Annotated in this window: 12 protein-coding genes and 1 pseudogene; 5 read left to right on the forward strand and 8 right to left on the reverse strand. The window is 67.3% G+C overall.

The window, feature by feature from the left end:
* The first annotated feature begins 184 nt into the window (after positions 1-184).
* From IDM45_RS00950 to IDM45_RS00960, 3 genes and pseudogenes are all read left to right on the forward strand, one after another.
* Positions 185-2,622, forward strand: a pseudogene (locus IDM45_RS00950) (UvrD-helicase domain-containing protein).
* 162 nt (positions 2,623-2,784) lie between these two features.
* On the forward strand, positions 2,785-3,369 hold the full coding sequence (locus IDM45_RS00955; protein WP_209421250.1) for a hypothetical protein: 585 nt from the start codon (positions 2,785-2,787) through the stop codon (positions 3,367-3,369).
* Positions 3,366-4,094 carry an OmpA family protein gene (locus IDM45_RS00960; RefSeq protein ID WP_209421251.1) on the forward strand — a complete coding sequence of 243 codons (729 nt, stop codon included), beginning with the start codon at positions 3,366-3,368 and terminating at the stop codon, positions 4,092-4,094. Before IDM45_RS00955 ends, IDM45_RS00960 begins: the two co-directional genes overlap by 4 nt.
* Before the next feature lie 31 nt (positions 4,095-4,125).
* Here IDM45_RS00960 and IDM45_RS00965 read toward each other — a convergent pair whose 3' ends face one another.
* The 5 genes from IDM45_RS00965 to IDM45_RS00985 form a co-directional block, all read right to left on the reverse strand.
* The gene (locus tag IDM45_RS00965; RefSeq protein WP_209421252.1) at positions 4,126-4,941 is read right to left on the reverse strand and encodes a BPSS1780 family membrane protein; all 816 of its coding nucleotides are present in this window, start codon (positions 4,939-4,941) and stop codon (positions 4,126-4,128) included.
* Positions 4,938-5,900 carry a homoserine kinase gene (locus IDM45_RS00970; protein WP_209421253.1) on the reverse strand — a complete coding sequence of 321 codons (963 nt, stop codon included), beginning with the start codon at positions 5,898-5,900 and terminating at the stop codon, positions 4,938-4,940. Before IDM45_RS00970 ends, IDM45_RS00965 begins: the two co-directional genes overlap by 4 nt.
* A gap of 121 nt (positions 5,901-6,021) precedes the next feature.
* Positions 6,022-6,399, reverse strand: a complete 378-nt coding sequence (locus tag IDM45_RS00975) for a hypothetical protein (protein WP_209421254.1) — start codon at positions 6,397-6,399, stop codon at positions 6,022-6,024.
* Between the two features lie 38 nt (positions 6,400-6,437).
* Positions 6,438-7,667 carry a serine hydrolase domain-containing protein gene (locus IDM45_RS00980; RefSeq protein WP_209421255.1) on the reverse strand — a complete coding sequence of 410 codons (1,230 nt, stop codon included), beginning with the start codon at positions 7,665-7,667 and terminating at the stop codon, positions 6,438-6,440.
* Complete coding sequence (locus tag IDM45_RS00985) at positions 7,664-8,092, reverse strand: hypothetical protein (protein ID WP_209421256.1); 429 nt, start codon at positions 8,090-8,092, stop codon at positions 7,664-7,666. The genes IDM45_RS00980 and IDM45_RS00985 overlap by 4 nt, the downstream gene beginning before the upstream one ends.
* An 83-nt stretch (positions 8,093-8,175) precedes the next feature.
* Here IDM45_RS00985 and polA point away from each other — a divergent pair, with 83 nt between their 5' ends.
* Positions 8,176-10,947 (forward strand): DNA polymerase I, encoded by a 2,772-nt coding sequence (polA, locus tag IDM45_RS00990; RefSeq protein WP_209421257.1) that lies wholly within the window; start codon positions 8,176-8,178, stop codon positions 10,945-10,947.
* Between the two features lie 213 nt (positions 10,948-11,160).
* A complete protein-coding gene (locus IDM45_RS00995; RefSeq protein ID WP_411828406.1) occupies positions 11,161-11,748 on the forward strand; it encodes a hypothetical protein in 588 nt (195 codons plus the stop codon).
* Between the two features lie 53 nt (positions 11,749-11,801).
* On the opposite strand, the gene IDM45_RS01000 is transcribed toward IDM45_RS00995, so the two are convergent.
* From IDM45_RS01000 to IDM45_RS01010, 3 genes are all read right to left on the reverse strand, one after another.
* Positions 11,802-12,173, reverse strand: coding sequence for a DUF805 domain-containing protein (locus IDM45_RS01000; protein ID WP_209421258.1), 372 nt, complete (start codon positions 12,171-12,173; stop codon positions 11,802-11,804).
* Between the two features lie 56 nt (positions 12,174-12,229).
* On the reverse strand, positions 12,230-12,712 hold the full coding sequence (locus IDM45_RS01005; RefSeq protein ID WP_209421259.1) for a hypothetical protein: 483 nt from the start codon (positions 12,710-12,712) through the stop codon (positions 12,230-12,232).
* A 114-nt stretch (positions 12,713-12,826) separates the two neighbouring features.
* Positions 12,827-14,386, reverse strand: coding sequence for a fumarate hydratase (locus IDM45_RS01010; RefSeq protein ID WP_209421260.1), 1,560 nt, complete (start codon positions 14,384-14,386; stop codon positions 12,827-12,829).
* Positions 14,387-14,502 lie beyond the last annotated feature (116 nt).

Consider the following 14,502-nt stretch of genomic DNA (forward strand, 5'->3'; position numbering starts at 1 on the left):
CTGTAGAGGGTCGCGCGGCGAGGGATTTCGCGGCACGAGAAGGGCGCTTGGCTCACGCTCCGGTTTCCTGCGTTGCCCGACGTGCAGGCATAAAAAAACCGGGCGCAAGAAACTTGGGCCCGGTGCTTGATTGTACCGGCCCCGGGCAAACCCGGACATGCAGGGGCTTTCTACAATCGCCGCCATGCTCCCTCATGACCCGACCGCCGGCGCTGCAGCGCCTTTTGGCGTTGGCGGCCCCGGCACCCTGCCGCTGCTGCAAAACCTCAACCCCGAGCAACTCGCCGCCGTCACGCTGCCCGCCGGCCACGCGCTGATCCTGGCCGGTGCCGGCTCGGGCAAGACGCGCGTACTTACCACCCGCATCGCCTGGCTCTTGCAGACCGGCCAGGCCTCGCCCGGCGGCATCCTGGCCGTCACCTTCACCAACAAGGCCGCCAAGGAGATGGTGGCGCGCCTGTCGGCCATGCTGCCCGTCAACGTGCGCGGCATGTGGATTGGCACCTTCCACGGCCTGTGCAACCGCCTGCTGCGCGCGCACCACAGATTGGTCGGCCTGCCCAGCACCTTCCAGATCCTGGACACGCAGGATCAGCTCTCGGCCGTCAAGCGCTTGTGCAAGCAGCACGGCGTGGACGGAGAGCGCTTCCCGCCCAAGCAACTGGCCTGGTTCATCGCCGGCTGCAAGGAAGAAGGCCTGCGCCCCAGGATGTGCCGGTGCGCGACCCGGACACGCAGAAAAAAGTCGAGTTCTACCAGCTCTACGAGCAGCAATGCCAGCGCGAAGGCGTGGTGGACTTTGGCGAGTTGCTGCTGCGCTCCTACGAGCTTTTGCAGGGCAACGATGCCGTGCGCGCCCACTACCAGCGGCGCTTTTCGCACATCCTGGTCGATGAGTTCCAGGACACCAACCGGCTGCAGTACGCCTGGCTCAAGCAGCTGGCCGGGGACGTCGAGGGCGGGCGGCTGGCCACGCACGGCAGCGTGATCGCCGTGGGTGACGACGACCAGAGCATCTATGCCTTTCGCGGCGCGCGCGTGGGCAACATGCAGGACTTCGTGCGCGAGTTCGGCGTGCAGCAGACGATCAAGCTGGAGGAGAACTACCGCAGCTACAGCAACATCCTGGACTGCGCCAACGCCCTGATCGCCCACAACCAGGGCCGGCTGGGCAAGAACCTGCGCACGCAGCAAGGCCCGGGCGAGCCGGTGCGCATCCATGAGGCGCCGACCGATCTGGCCGAGGCTCAGTGGCTGGTCGACGAGATCAAGAGCCTGGTGAAGAACGGCGAGATAGCGCGGCGCGAAATCGCCGTGCTGTACCGCAGCAACGCGCAAAGCCGGGTCATCGAGTCGCAGCTGTTCAACGCCGGCGTGCCCTACCGTGTCTATGGCGGCCTGCGGTTTTTCGAGCGGGCGGAAATCAAGCACGCCCTGGCCTATCTGCGCCTGCTGGAGAACCCGCACGAGGACACCAGCTTCATGCGCGTGGTCAACTTTCCGGCGCGCGGCATCGGCGCGCGCACGCTGGAGCAACTGCAGGACGCCGCGCGCGAGGCTGGCTGCTCGCTGCATGATGCGGTGAGTGCCGTGCCAGGCCGCGCCGGCGCCAACCTGGGCGCTTTTGTCGCGCGTATCGACGTGCTGCGCGAGGCCACGCAGGGCGCCAGCCTGCGCACCATCATTGGCCAGATGCTCGACGCCAGCGGCCTGATCGAGCACTACCGCAATGACAAGGACGGCGCCGATCGGCTGGAGAACCTGGATGAACTCATCAACGCCGCCGAGAGCTTCGTGACGCAGGAAGGCTTTGGCCGCGACGCCGTGGCGCTACCGCTCGATGAGCAGCGCGGCGCGCCGCTGCTCACGCAAAGCCCGGCCAGCCAGGGCATCGATGCCAGCCTGCCGCTGGCCGAGCCGGGCGCGCTGATCGACCAGGACACCGGCGAGACGCTGTCGCCGCTGGCGGCCTTCCTCACGCACGCCGCGCTGGAGGCCGGCGACAACCAGGCCCAGGCCGGACAGGACGCTGTGCAGCTCATGACCGTCCACGCCAGCAAGGGGCTGGAGTTCGATTGCGTGTTCATCGGCGGGCTGGAGGATGGGCTGTTCCCGCACGAGAACGCCATGAGCGACCGCGCCGGGCTGGAGGAGGAGCGCCGCCTGATGTATGTCGCCATCACCCGCGCCAGGAAGCGTCTGTACCTCAGCCACGCGCAGACGCGCTTGCTGCACGGCCAGACGCGCTACAACGTCAGGAGCCGCTTCTTCGACGAGCTGCCCGAGGGCGCGCTCAAATGGCTCACGCCGCGCCAGCCGGGCTTTGGCAATTTTGCTGGTTTTGCTTCTGTTTCAGGAGCTGTCAACGCAGGCTGGACGGGCGCTGAAGGCCGATTTGGCTCTAAAACTGAAATCTTCGCCAGCCCGCCCGTGCCGCCGCGCAAGGCTGAGCCTGGCCACGGCCTGCGCCCGGGGCTGGCGGTGTTTCACAACAAATTCGGCGAGGGCAAGGTGTTGGCCGTCGAGGGCGCGGGCGACGATGCGCGCGCGCAGATCCACTTCCCGCGCCACGGCACCAAGTGGCTGGCGCTGTCGGTGGCCAAGCTGACGGTGGTGGAGTAGGCGCCAGGCCCGGCACACAGCTTTCACGTTTGCTTACCGCAGTCTGTTGCAGCGGTGGCCAACAATCCAGACGCCGCCTGCAGGGCGGCGTTTTTTTGCCAGTGCCTGCTGCAAAAGCAAAAGGCCGGGTGCTGCGACCGAACAACCCGAGGAGAAGCCCTGATGTCCACTTCCTTCGTCCAGCCCGCTGCTGCGCGCAGTGCTGCCCTGTTGGTGTCCTGCGCGCTCGCTGTGCTGTCGGTCGCTTGCCAGGAGCAGCCAGGCACCGCCGTCCAGGCCGGGGCACCCGCAATCCCCGCGCCTGCTCCCGCGATTGCTGCGTCCCCGCCGCAAGCTGGTGCCCCCGCCACCTCTGTAGTGCAGCCGTCCGCGCCGCGCAGGCTGCCGCTGGGCGTGCAGGGTGTTGCGCCAGCCGGCGTCACGGTGCGCGTCAAGAGCATCGAGGTGGGCGGCGATGCCACGGTGCTGGATGTCAGCATCTCGTTTGCCAACCGAATCACCGACAGCACCATGCTGGCCCTGGCCGACACCTTTCTGGAGGATGAAAACGGCGCCCGGCTGCACATCAAGCGCCCCGAGGACAACCGCGACCTCACCATCCGCGAAGGCCAGACGCTGGATGGGCAACTGGTCTTCCTGGGCAGCGTGTCCGTCGCAGCGCAACGGGTACGGCTGGTGTTCAACGAGGGCAACGACGGCGACAACATCGTCGCGCCCGGGCTGGCCATGGAACTGCCGCTGTCATGAAGCGGCGGCCTGATGCCCTGGCGCCGGCGCTCGCGCTGGTTGCGCTGGCCGCTGGCGCAGCGCCTGCCCTGGCTGAACCGGCGGCGGATGTGCTGCGCAGCGACCGGTCTCTGGCTCGGCAGGCCACCAGGCTCACGCCCGCCGAGGCGCCTGCCACCGCACTGCAGCCCCGGGATGCCGCTGGCGCGCTGGCAGTGCAGGGCGGCGCAACCCGGCTCGCGCCTATTGCTGGCCCGGTCACGCTGCTGCGCGCCGCCGAAGTGCCGCCTATCCGCCTGGAGCGCACGCGTGCGCTGCTGGCCGCACTGCACGCGCACGCCACGCCGCAGCAAGCCATTGCCTTCGACTTGCCAGCCGACGTGCTGTTCGACTTCGACCGGGCGCAATTGCGTGCCGATGCGGCACTTGTGCTGGAGCGCGCGGCGCAATTGATCCAAAGCTATCCCCGAGCGCCGCTGCGGGTGGTGGGGCATACCGATGCGAAGGGTGGTGATGCCTACAACGATGCCTTGTCGCTGCGCCGCGCCCAGGCGGTCGCCGAGGCGCTGCGCGAGCGTACCGGGCGGCAGGCGCACGTCCAGGGCCGGGGCCGGAGCGAGCCGGTGGCAGCCAATACCCTGCCGGATGGGAGCGACGACCCACAGGGCCGCCAGCGCAACCGGCGCGTGCAGATCCTGATCGAGCCGCTCGGGCATGCGAGCAGCCGAGCCGGGCTGGACGGCTGATCCGCCGGCACCGCAGCCGCCAGCAAAATGTTCAGGCTGCTGCGTCGTCCTGGGGCGGCGGCTCGGCTGCCTCGGGCGCCTCGAAGCTGTCGCGGAAGGTGAAGACCACCGAGGTGAAGAACATCGACGCCAGCATCATGGCCGTGCCCACCATGACGCCGCCGGCCACGCCGACGCCCAGGCCCAGGCCGGACAGCAGCGCCACCGCCAGGCTGACCACCATGCCGGCGATCATGAACACGCCCAGCCAGGCCAGGCCATAGACCATGAATGCGCCCAGATTGCGCACGCAGGCGACGATGCTGAAAAACAGCGCCTTGACCGGCGGCACGCCGTGCCAATGCACCAGGCCCGGCGCGTGCCAGAACAGCAGCGACAGCGGGACATAAAGCAACAGCGCCAGCCACATGGCGGCCTGGAAGCTGCCCGACTCGGCCAACTCGCGCGTCAGCGGTGCGCCGCCCATATAGACGCGTGCAAAGTCGCCGCCATCGACCAGCGCCGACAGGCCCATGATCAGCAGAAAGCCCCCGGCGTACAGCGCACCCAGGATCAGCATGGCGTTCATGCGCTGGCGCCCGGTGCGAAAGGCCACCAGCAGCAGCTGCGGCGTGGGCGTCTGGCCACGGTAGGCCTCGGCGGCGGCGACCATCATGACCAACGTGGCCGAGGGCAGCAGCGCCAGGGCGATGGCCGGGCCGACCAGCGGCAGCGCCGTGGCCAGCGAGATCGCCGCCATGGACAAAAAGAACAGCGCCGCCAGCGCCATGGGCTGGCGCCAGAACACGCGCACGCCCAGGCGCGTCCACTCCAGGCCGGTGCGTGCGGGGACGATGCGCAGCTTCATGGCGACAGCAGCCAGGCCGGCGGATGCTGCACCCGCTGGCGCAGCACGCGCTCGAAGTGGGCCGGGTCGTGCGGTTTGAGCAAGCTGGCCTCGCGCGGCAGGTAAAAGTCCCACAGCCGCGAGATCCAAAAGCGCAGCGCCCCGGCGCGCAGCAGGGCTGGCAGCAGTTCGCGCTCGGCGGCGGTGAGCGGGCGTACGCCCTGGTAGGCGGCCAGCATGGCGGCGGCGCGCTCGCTGTCGTGCTGGCCGGTGGGCAGGTCGATGGCCCAGTCGTTGAGGCTCACGGCCAGGTCGAACAGCCAGGTGTCCACGCCGGCGAAGTAGAAGTCGAAAAAGCCCGTCAGCTCCTCGCCTTCGAACATCACGTTGTCGCGAAACAGGTCGGCATGGATGGGTCCGCGCGGCAGGGCGGCGTAGCTGCTGCCTGCGGCGATGTGGTTCTGGTAGGCCAGCTCGGACTGCAGCAGCGCTGCCTGCTCGCTCGTGAGGTAGGGCAGTACCACCGGCACGGTCTCGTTCCACCAGGGCAGGCCGCGCAGGTTGGGCTGGCTGCGCGCGTAGTCCTGCCCGGCCAGATGCATACGCGCCAGCATGGCGCCCACGGCGGCGCAGTGGCTGGCCTGGGGCGTCAGCTGGCTCTTGCCGCGCAGCCGGGTGGCCAGGGCGGCGGGCTTGCCGGCTACGGTGTGCAGGATGGCGCCGCGCTTGTCGGCCTGCGGGTCGGGCACCGGGATGCCGGCGTGCGCCAGGTGGTGCATCAGGTGCAGGTAGAACGGCAGCTGCTCGTGCGTCAGGCGCTCGAACAGGGTCAGCACGTACTCGCCCGCCTCGGCGGTGACGAAATAGTTGGTGTTCTCGATGCCGCCCTCTATGCCCTGGAGGGCGAGCAGCTTGCCCAGTTGCAGGCGGCGCAGCAACTCGCGCGCGTCCTTGCTGGAGACTTCGGTATAGACGGCCATCGTGGATCAGGAAAGGGGGTGGTCGCCGGTTGCGCCTGCCGGGGCCGACCAGCCGGGTCGGGCGGGCAGGGCGTGGGAAGGAAATGGCGTGCGGGTCAGGCTGTGCCGGGCCGCAGCCGCATCAGAAGCGCCCCAGGTTCCACACGCGCGGCGCGGTCATGGTGTCCGAGGCGTCCAGGTTGCCGGGCCGGGCGCGGGCGCCGTCGTGGGCCTTGACCTCGTACGAGGGCAGGGCCGCGCCGGTCTTGGGCTGCACGGTGATGCTGTGCGTCTGCCCGCCCACGCGCAGCTCATCCACGCGGCTGCCCGAGTCCTCGACCACGATGCGCTGTACGCGCTGGTTGCGCCGGCCATCCAGGGTTTCTGATTGCTCTTGATTTGATAGCTGTTCACGCTTGCCAGTATTGGGTGAAACGCTGTTTTGATCAGAATTCTGAGCCAGGGCCGGGACGCTGGCTAGGGCCAGCAGCAGGGAGGAGAGAAGCAAAGGGGCGCGCATGGCGGCGATTGTAGGGGGCAGGGCCGGCGGCCCCGGGCTTACTGCTGCGGCTGCGCAGCGCGCGCCGCCTCCTGGTCGATGGCCTGCTGCACCGTGCGGTAGAACTCCTCGCGTGCCGGCAGCGCCTGCGGATCGCGCGCCCCGCCGGCCCAGTTGGCATTGGTCACGATGACCAGCTGGCGCTGCGGGTCGATGAAGATGCCCTGGCCGAAGATGCCGCGCGCGCTGTAGCTGCCGTCGTCATACGTCCACCACTGGTAGCCATAGCCCCGCCCCGGCACATCGATGTCGGCGTGCTTGCGCGTGGCCTCCTGCAGCCAGCCGTCCGGCAGAATGCTGGTACCGGCAGCACCACCGGCGCGCGCGCCTTCCAGGATGAACTGGCCAAAGCGCGCATAGTCGCGCGCCGCCGCCTGGATGCAGCAGCCGCTGATCTCCTGCCCGCTCTTGCTCAAAAGCCACGTGCCGTCCTGCTGCATCCCTGCCGGGCGCCAGACTTTTTCTTCCAGATAGTCGGCCAGGGTGCGGCCTGTGGCGCGGTTGATCAGCACGCCGACCAGGTTGGTCTCGCCGGTGCTGTAGTTCCAGCGCTCGCCCGCCGGCGCGGCGCGCGGCAGGCGGCGCAGGTAGCTGACCAGCGCGTCCACGCCTGCTTCAGGCTGGTGGTTGTTGAAGCGCGCTACGTCCGAGCTGGGGTCGGCGTAGTCCTCGTTCCAGGCCACGCCCGAGGTCATGGTCAGCAGCTGGCGTACGCTCACGTCGTCGTATGCCGAGCCTTTCATCTCGGGGATGTACTGGCTGACCTTGTCATCCAGGCTCTTGATGAAACCGTCCTTGACGGCTGCGCCGGCCAGCGTCGAGGTGAAGGACTTGGCCACGGAAAAGCTCGTCCAGCGCCCGTGCTGGTCAAAGCCCAGGCCGTAGCGCTCCAGGCGCAGTTTGCCCCCTTGCACGATCAGCAAATTGGCGCTGCGCTGCCCGGCCATGAAGGCATCGACGTCGATGGGCAGCACCAGCGGCTCGCCTGCCGGCAGCTCGCGCGGCGTGGCGCCGGCGTGCATGGTGCGCCACTTGGCCAGCAGCGAGATCCTGTCCATGGCACGAAAGGCCGCGTCGCGCTGCGGCACACTCCAGAACAGGATGTCGCGGTTGGTCGGCAGTGCCTGGAGCAGGCCGCGCGTTTCCCGATCCAGGCTGGCCCAGCCGGCAGCGCCGGCCAGCACCAGTACGGCCAGCGCCCCCAGGGCGATGCGGGTGGCGCGCCTCATGGCTGCGCCGGGCACTGCCCGCTGCTGCACACCGCCGTGCGCTGCTGTATCACGCTGCGGTAGTTCTGCCCCATCTGGCCCATGCGCTGGCAGATGTCGCCGCGCGCATCGAAGGCAAAGCCCTGCTGGGCGCTCGCCTCCAGCAGCTGCACCCGGGCGAGCTGCCAGCGGGCGAACTCGTCGGGGTGGCGCCACTGCTGCGCGCAGATGGTGTGAAACACGAAACTGGCAAAGGTCAGCTCGCTGATGACGGGCTTTTCGCTCACCAGGTGCAGCACGCCCCGGCTGTCGAGCTGTGCGCTCTTGAGGGCGTTGCCCTGCAGCACCTTTTGCATGTCGGGCGGGATGTCGGAGAACTGGGGCGCGGCTGTGGCCGTGGCCGCCAGGGCGCAGGCCGCTAGGAGCAGGGTGAGGGTTTTCTTCATGGCGTGGCGCTTTCGCTGACGCAGGACTGCAAAGCGGCCATTGTGCCGCTGCACAGCCCGGTCATCGCGTACAAAATGCCGCCATGACCGACAACGACGAACGCCAGACCCTGCTGCTGGTCGATGGCTCCAGCTACCTGTACCGGGCCTTCCACGCCATGCCCGACCTGCGCGCTGTGCCGGGCGACCCGGCTAGCCCGGCCACCGGCGCCATTCGCGGCATGGTCAACATGCTGAGCGCCCTGCAAAAGGACGTGCCAGCCGAGTACGCCGCCTGTGTGTTCGATGCCAGCGGCCCCACCTTCCGCGACGAGCTGTATCCCGACTACAAGGCCAATCGCAGCGCCATGCCCGACGACCTGCGCGCGCAGATTGCGCCCATCCATGAGGTCGTGCAGTTGCTGGGCTGGCCGCTCCTGTGCATCCCGGGCGTGGAGGCCGACGACGTGATCGGCACCCTGGCCAGGCACGCCGCCGCACGCGGCCTGCGCGTCATCATCGCCAGCGGCGACAAGGACTTGGCGCAGCTGGTCGATGAGCGCATCACCATCATCGACACCATGAGCGGCAAGCGCCGCGATGTGGCCGGGGTGAGCGAGGAGTTCGGCGTGCCGCCCGGGCTGATGGTGGACTTTCAGGCCCTGGTGGGGGACGCCGTGGACAACGTGCCGGGCGTGGCCAAGGTTGGCCCCAAGACGGCTGCCAAGTGGCTGGCCGAGCACGGCTCGCTGGACGCGCTGATGGCCCGCGCCGACACCATCAAGGGCGTGGCCGGGCAGAACCTGCGCGCCGCGCTGGACTGGCTGCCCACCGGGCGCAAGCTGCTGACCATCAAGACCGACTGCGCGCTGGACGAGTACCTGCCGGGCTATCCTGATGCTATTGATTCAATAGCTGTTAGCGCAAACCAGACAAGGGAATTGGCCGATTTTTATGAAAAATACGGCTTTCGCTCCCTGGCCCGCGCCCTGCAGGGTGGCAGCGCCGAAAGTGCCGTGGGCGATGTCGCCAGTGCCGGTGCCACCGAGCTGGCCGAGGCTGCCCAGCAGCGCGAAGTGGCCTACGACATCATCCTGGACTGGCCGGACTTCGAGCGCTGGCTGGTGCGCCTGCAGGCCGCGCCGCTGGTGGCGCTGGACACCGAAACCACCTCGCTCGACGAGCTGCGTGCGCGCATCGTCGGCCTGAGCTTCAGCGTCGAGCCGGGCAGTGCCGCCTACATCCCGCTGGCGCACGACGGCCCGGACGTGCCTGAGCAACTGCCGCTGGACGAGGTGCTGGCGCGCCTCAAGCCCTGGCTGGAGGATGCGGCAGCGCCAAAATTAGGCCAGCACATCAAATACGACCGCCACGTGCTGGCCAACCACGGCATCCAGGTGCGCGGCTACGTCCACGACACCATGCTGCAAAGCTACGTGCTGGAAGTCCACAGGCCGCACGGCCTGGCCAGCCTGGCCGAGCGCCATACGGGCCGCACCGGGCTGTCCTATGAAGACCTGTGCGGCAAGGGCGCCAAGCAAATCCCGTTCTCGCAGGTGGCGGTGGAGCAGGCAGCGGCCTATGCCTGCGAGGACTCGGATCAGACGCTGGATGTCCACCGCGTGCTGTGGCCGCAGTTGCAGGCCGACGAAAAGCTGCGCGCCATCTACGAGCTGGAGATCGCCTGCAGCGAGACGCTGTTTCGCATCGAAAGGAATGGCGTGCTGATCGACGCCGACTTGCTGGCCGCGCAAAGCCGCGACCTGGGCCAGCGCATCGTGGCGCTGGAGCAGCAGGCCTACGAGATCGCCGGTCAGCCCTTCAACCTGGGCAGCCCGAAGCAGCTGGGCGAGATCTTTTTCGACAAGCTGGGTATGCCGGTCATCAAGAAGACCGCCACCGGCGCGCGCTCCACCGATGAGGAAGTGCTGGAAAAACTGGCCGAGAACTACCCGCTGCCGGCCAGGCTGCTGGAGCACCGCAGCTTGTGCAAGCTCAAGGGGACGTACACCGACAAACTGGGCCAGCTGGCCGACCCGCGCACCGGGCGCGTACACACGCACTACGCGCAGGCCGTGGCGGTCACGGGCCGGCTGTCGAGCAACGAACCCAATCTGCAGAACATCCCCATCCGCACGGCGGAGGGCCGGCGCATCCGCGAGGCCTTCATCGCCCCGCCGGGCCGCCTGATCGCCAGCTGCGACTACAGCCAGATCGAGCTGCGCATCATGGCGCACATCAGCGGCGATGCGGCCCTGCTGGCCGCCTTCAGCCAGGGGCTGGACGTACACCGCGCCACGGCGGCGGAAGTCTTCGGCGTGGCGCTGGAGCAGGTCACCAGCGAGCAGCGCCGCTATGCCAAGACCATCAACTTCGGGCTGATCTACGGCATGAGCAGCTTCGGCCTGGCCAAAGCCCTGGGCATCAGCAACGGCGCGGCGAAGAACTACATCGACCGCTACTTCGAGCGCTACCCCGGCGTGAAACGCTACATGGACAACACCCGGCTGGAGGCCAAGGAGCGCGGCTATGTGGAGACCGTCTTTGGCCGGCGCCTGTACCTGCCCGAGATCAACTCGCCCAACGGCCCGCGCAGGAGCGGCGCCGAGCGCGCCGCCATCAACGCGCCCATGCAGGGCACGGCGGCAGACCTGATCAAGATGGCCATGGTGCAGGTGCAGGCGCTGCTGGACAGCGACAGGCCCGAGGTGCTGATGGTCATGCAGGTACACGACGAGCTGGTCTTCGAGCTGCCCGAGGGCGAGCTGCAATGGCTGCAAGAATCGATACCTCGGGTGATGGCCGGCGTGGCGCAGTTGAAAGTGCCGCTGGTGGCCGAGGTGGGCGCGGGAGGCAACTGGGAAGAGGCGCATTGACATGGGTAAAACAGGCAGGCAGGCAGACATGACACCCCTGGGGCGGCAGCACCCGCAAGCGGCGGCTGCCCTGGTCTCACGGCGCGCTGCGCTGCCCCTGCTGGCCACATCGCTGCTGGCCGCCTGCTCCACCACCCCGGCCCCGACCCCCGGGGCAAGGTCAAAGGCCCGCAAGCCACCGGGCAGGAGCTGCTGCAGTCGGACATCAACCGCGTGGCCACCATCGCCATGCGCGAGAACCTGGATGCGCTGTACCGCCTGGCCGACAAGCTGTACCGGCGCAACCCGGCGGAGTGGCGCAAGGGCAATGCGCCCAACCGCACGGAGGCGGTGAATTTGCTGCGCAGCTGCGTCGAGCAGCGCTTTGGCTGGCCGCCCCTGCAGGAGCGTCGTGACATCGACGCCCTGGCGCTGGCGCTGTCGCCCGAATTCGCCGACGACCGCGTCGGCAGCTTCATCTATGCCGTGGCCGACACCATGATCGTCGCGCACGGCGACCGCACGCAGTTCTTCCTGATCGACAGCCTGGACGCGCAGCACCTGTACAACGCGGCGCGCAACGTCGAAGTCGCCATCTGGATCCTGGCCCAGCGGCGCAACGCCCTGGGCCGCCCGCTGCTGTTGGCCGACGAGATCAACCCCGCCGAGCGCAACCTGAGCTACGAGCGCGAGTTCGGCAAGATCATTGCCCGGCTGGACTTGCTGGCGCAGGTCATGACGGAGAAATACCGCCGGGCCGTGATCAGCTATGTGCAGACGCTGGTGGGCGGACAGCTTCTGCAATTTCTGCCGGTGCGCTGAAGCCGGCCCAAGCGCCAGCCCAGGCGTGCGCGGGCGCGCGTGCCCTCAAGCCTTCAGCCGGTGCCGGTCTTGGGGTTGGGGCCGTAGGCATTGCTGCCGGGCTGGCTGTCCTGTACGGCAAAGACGAGCAGGACGAAAGCGCCGACCAAGGGAATCAGCCCGATGAGCAGCCACCAGCCACTGCGCCCGATATCGTGCAGACGACGCACCGCCACGGCCAGTGACGGGATGAACAGCGCGAGGCTGAACAAGCCGCTGAGCAAGCCGACACCGCCTTCTCTGTCGAACGTGCCGGTGAAGGCATCGACGATCGACAGGACAAGGACGATGAGCAAGTAAAACAGCACGAAATACCAATACTCCGCCCGCTGCGCGCGGCCGGAGAAAGTGGCGTATTTCTGGAGGGCGGCGAGGAACCAGCTCATGGGTGCTTCCTGTCAGTTGGTTGGAAGGGGGCAGACGCACGAAGGCCAACTAGGCCTCAGCCCGCGTAAACCTTCAGATTGCCCGTCCGCCAGAGTACTCCATCCCAGCATATGACGTCGTGCAGATCTGAATAGATTGACAGTTGATTGAAGCGCGGCGAGCCGTCGCGCCTGAGCCACTGCGAAATAATGACGGTAGGGCGCGGAGGCTGAATTCTTTTGCGTTCATTCAAGTTTGGCTGCCAGAAATAGACAATGATTGCTTCGGCGAGCTCCAGATGAGTGCGCGTCACCTGTTCCGGATAAACGACCTGGCCGAGCCAGATCCTGAGGTCTTTCTTGATCTGTGGGAGCTTGTGATGCTGTTTGAGTCGTGACCTGAAAAACCCTTCGGTGATGCCGCAGTATTGAATCTGTTCATTGCGCTCGTACGGACGTTTTCCCGTCAGCAAATAGAGTCCGCCGCCGAGATCGGTTTCGCACACCTCTTCCAGGGAAAAAGGGCCGCGCCAGTTCACTCGAATTGTCAGATTGTCCATTCGATTATTGACCCGCTGAAATTGTGCGGGCGTCCTCTGCTCTTTTTCTCAGCCCCGGTGCCTCGCAGTCGAGAAGGGGCCGAGAAGACGAGCCGATCCGGTCAGACGACGCGATCAGGCCGGAACTACCTCAATCCCCCTGAACTCCCCACTCGCAATGCGCTTTTGCCACTCGGCCGGCCCGGTGATGTGCGCGCTGGTACCTCCTGCATCGACCGCCACCGTGACCGGCATGTCCACCACGTCGAATTCGTAGATGGCCTCCATGCCCAGATCCTCGAAGCCGACCACGCGCGCCTGCTTGATGGCCTTGCTGACCAGGTAGGCCGCGCCGCCCACGGCCATGAGGTAGGCGCTGCGGTGGCGCTTGATGGCCTCAATCGCCACCGGACCGCGCTCGGCCTTGCCGATCATGGCGATCAGGCCGGTTTGCTCCAGCATCATGTCGGTGAACTTGTCCATGCGCGTGGCCGTGGTCGGGCCAGCCGGGCCGACCGCTTCATCCCCCACCGGATCGACCGGGCCGACGTAATAGATGACGCGGTTGGTGAAGTCCACCGGCAGTTTCTCGCCCCGCGCCAGCATGTCCTGGATGCGCTTGTGCGCGGCGTCGCGGCCCGTCAGCATCTTGCCGTTCAAGAGCAGTGTCTGGCCGGGCTTCCAGCTGGCGACTTCCTCGCGGGTCAGGGTGTTGAGATCGACGCGCTTGCTGGTCTCGGTGTTGGGTGCCCAGTCCACCTGCGGCCACAGGTCGATGCTGGGGGCCTCCAGATAGACCGGGCCGCTGCCGTCCATGACGAAATGCGCGTGCCGCGTGGCCGCGCAGTTGGGGATCATGGCCACGGGCTTGCTGGCGGCGTGCGTGGGGTACATCCTGATCTTCACGTCCAGCACGGTGGACAGGCCGCCCAGGCCCTGCGCGCCAATGCCCAGGGCGTTGACCTTCTCGTACAGCTCCAGGCGCCGCTCATCGACCTGGGTCAGCTTCTCGCCGCGCGCATTCCTGGCCTGCAGTTCGTGCATGTCCAGGTCGTCCATCAGGCTTTCCTTGGCCAGCAGCACGGCCTTTTCCGCCGTGCCGCCGATGCCGATGCCCAGCATCCCCGGCGGGCACCAGCCGGCGCCCATCTCGGGCACGGTCTTGAGCACCCAGTCCACCAGGCTGTCGCTGGGGTTCATCATGACCATCTTGGACTTGTTCTCGCTGCCGCCGCCCTTGGCCGCGACGGTGATGTCCAGCTTGTCGCCCGGCACCAGTTGAACGTTGATGACGGCGGGCGTGTTGTCGCGGGTGTTCTTGCGCGCAAAGTGCGGGTCGGCCACGACGCTGGCGCGCAGCGTATTGTCCGGGTGGTTGTAGCCGCGGCGCACGCCTTCGTTGATGGCGTCCTCCAGGCTCTGGTCGGCGGCAAAGCCCTCGAAGCGCACATCCATGCCCAGCTTCAGAAAGACGTTGACGATGCCCGTGTCCTGGCAGATCGGGCGGTGGCCGTAGGCGGCCATTTTGCTGTTGGTCAGGATTTGCGCCATCGCATCCTTGGCCGCCGGGGATTGCTCGCGCTCCCAGGCGCGCGCCAGGTGCTGGATGTAGTCTGCCGGGTGGTAGTAGCTGATGTATTGCAGCGCGCCGGCAATGGATTCGACCAGGTCGTGGTAGCGGATGGTGGTGGTCATGGCCTCGGTAAGTCCTTGTGCTTGGTGGTACGTGGATGACACGTGGATGAGGTGTAACAAAAATGCCTGCAGGATTATCCCCATCCGACCTTGCGCGGGGCTGGCGAGGCTGCCTG

The organism is Melaminivora jejuensis, assembly GCF_017811175.1.
GTDB classification, from domain to species: domain Bacteria; phylum Pseudomonadota; class Gammaproteobacteria; order Burkholderiales; family Burkholderiaceae_C; genus Melaminivora; species Melaminivora jejuensis.

Coding starts and splice junctions, on each gene's coding strand:
- polA (WP_209421257.1), top strand. CDS start 8,176: ATGACCGACAACGACGAACGCCAGACCCTGCTGCTGGTCGATGGCTCC.
- IDM45_RS00975 (WP_209421254.1), bottom strand. CDS start 6,399: ATGCGCGCCCCTTTGCTTCTCTCCTCCCTGCTGCTGGCCCTAGCCAGC.
- IDM45_RS01000 (WP_209421258.1), bottom strand. CDS start 12,173: ATGAGCTGGTTCCTCGCCGCCCTCCAGAAATACGCCACTTTCTCCGGC.
- IDM45_RS00980 (WP_209421255.1), bottom strand. CDS start 7,667: ATGAGGCGCGCCACCCGCATCGCCCTGGGGGCGCTGGCCGTACTGGTG.
- IDM45_RS00965 (WP_209421252.1), bottom strand. CDS start 4,941: ATGAAGCTGCGCATCGTCCCCGCACGCACCGGCCTGGAGTGGACGCGC.
- IDM45_RS00985 (WP_209421256.1), bottom strand. CDS start 8,092: ATGAAGAAAACCCTCACCCTGCTCCTAGCGGCCTGCGCCCTGGCGGCC.
- IDM45_RS00960 (WP_209421251.1), top strand. CDS start 3,366: ATGAAGCGGCGGCCTGATGCCCTGGCGCCGGCGCTCGCGCTGGTTGCG.
- IDM45_RS01005 (WP_209421259.1), bottom strand. CDS start 12,712: ATGGACAATCTGACAATTCGAGTGAACTGGCGCGGCCCTTTTTCCCTG.
- IDM45_RS00970 (WP_209421253.1), bottom strand. CDS start 5,900: ATGGCCGTCTATACCGAAGTCTCCAGCAAGGACGCGCGCGAGTTGCTG.
- IDM45_RS01010 (WP_209421260.1), bottom strand. CDS start 14,386: ATGACCACCACCATCCGCTACCACGACCTGGTCGAATCCATTGCCGGC.
- IDM45_RS00955 (WP_209421250.1), top strand. CDS start 2,785: ATGTCCACTTCCTTCGTCCAGCCCGCTGCTGCGCGCAGTGCTGCCCTG.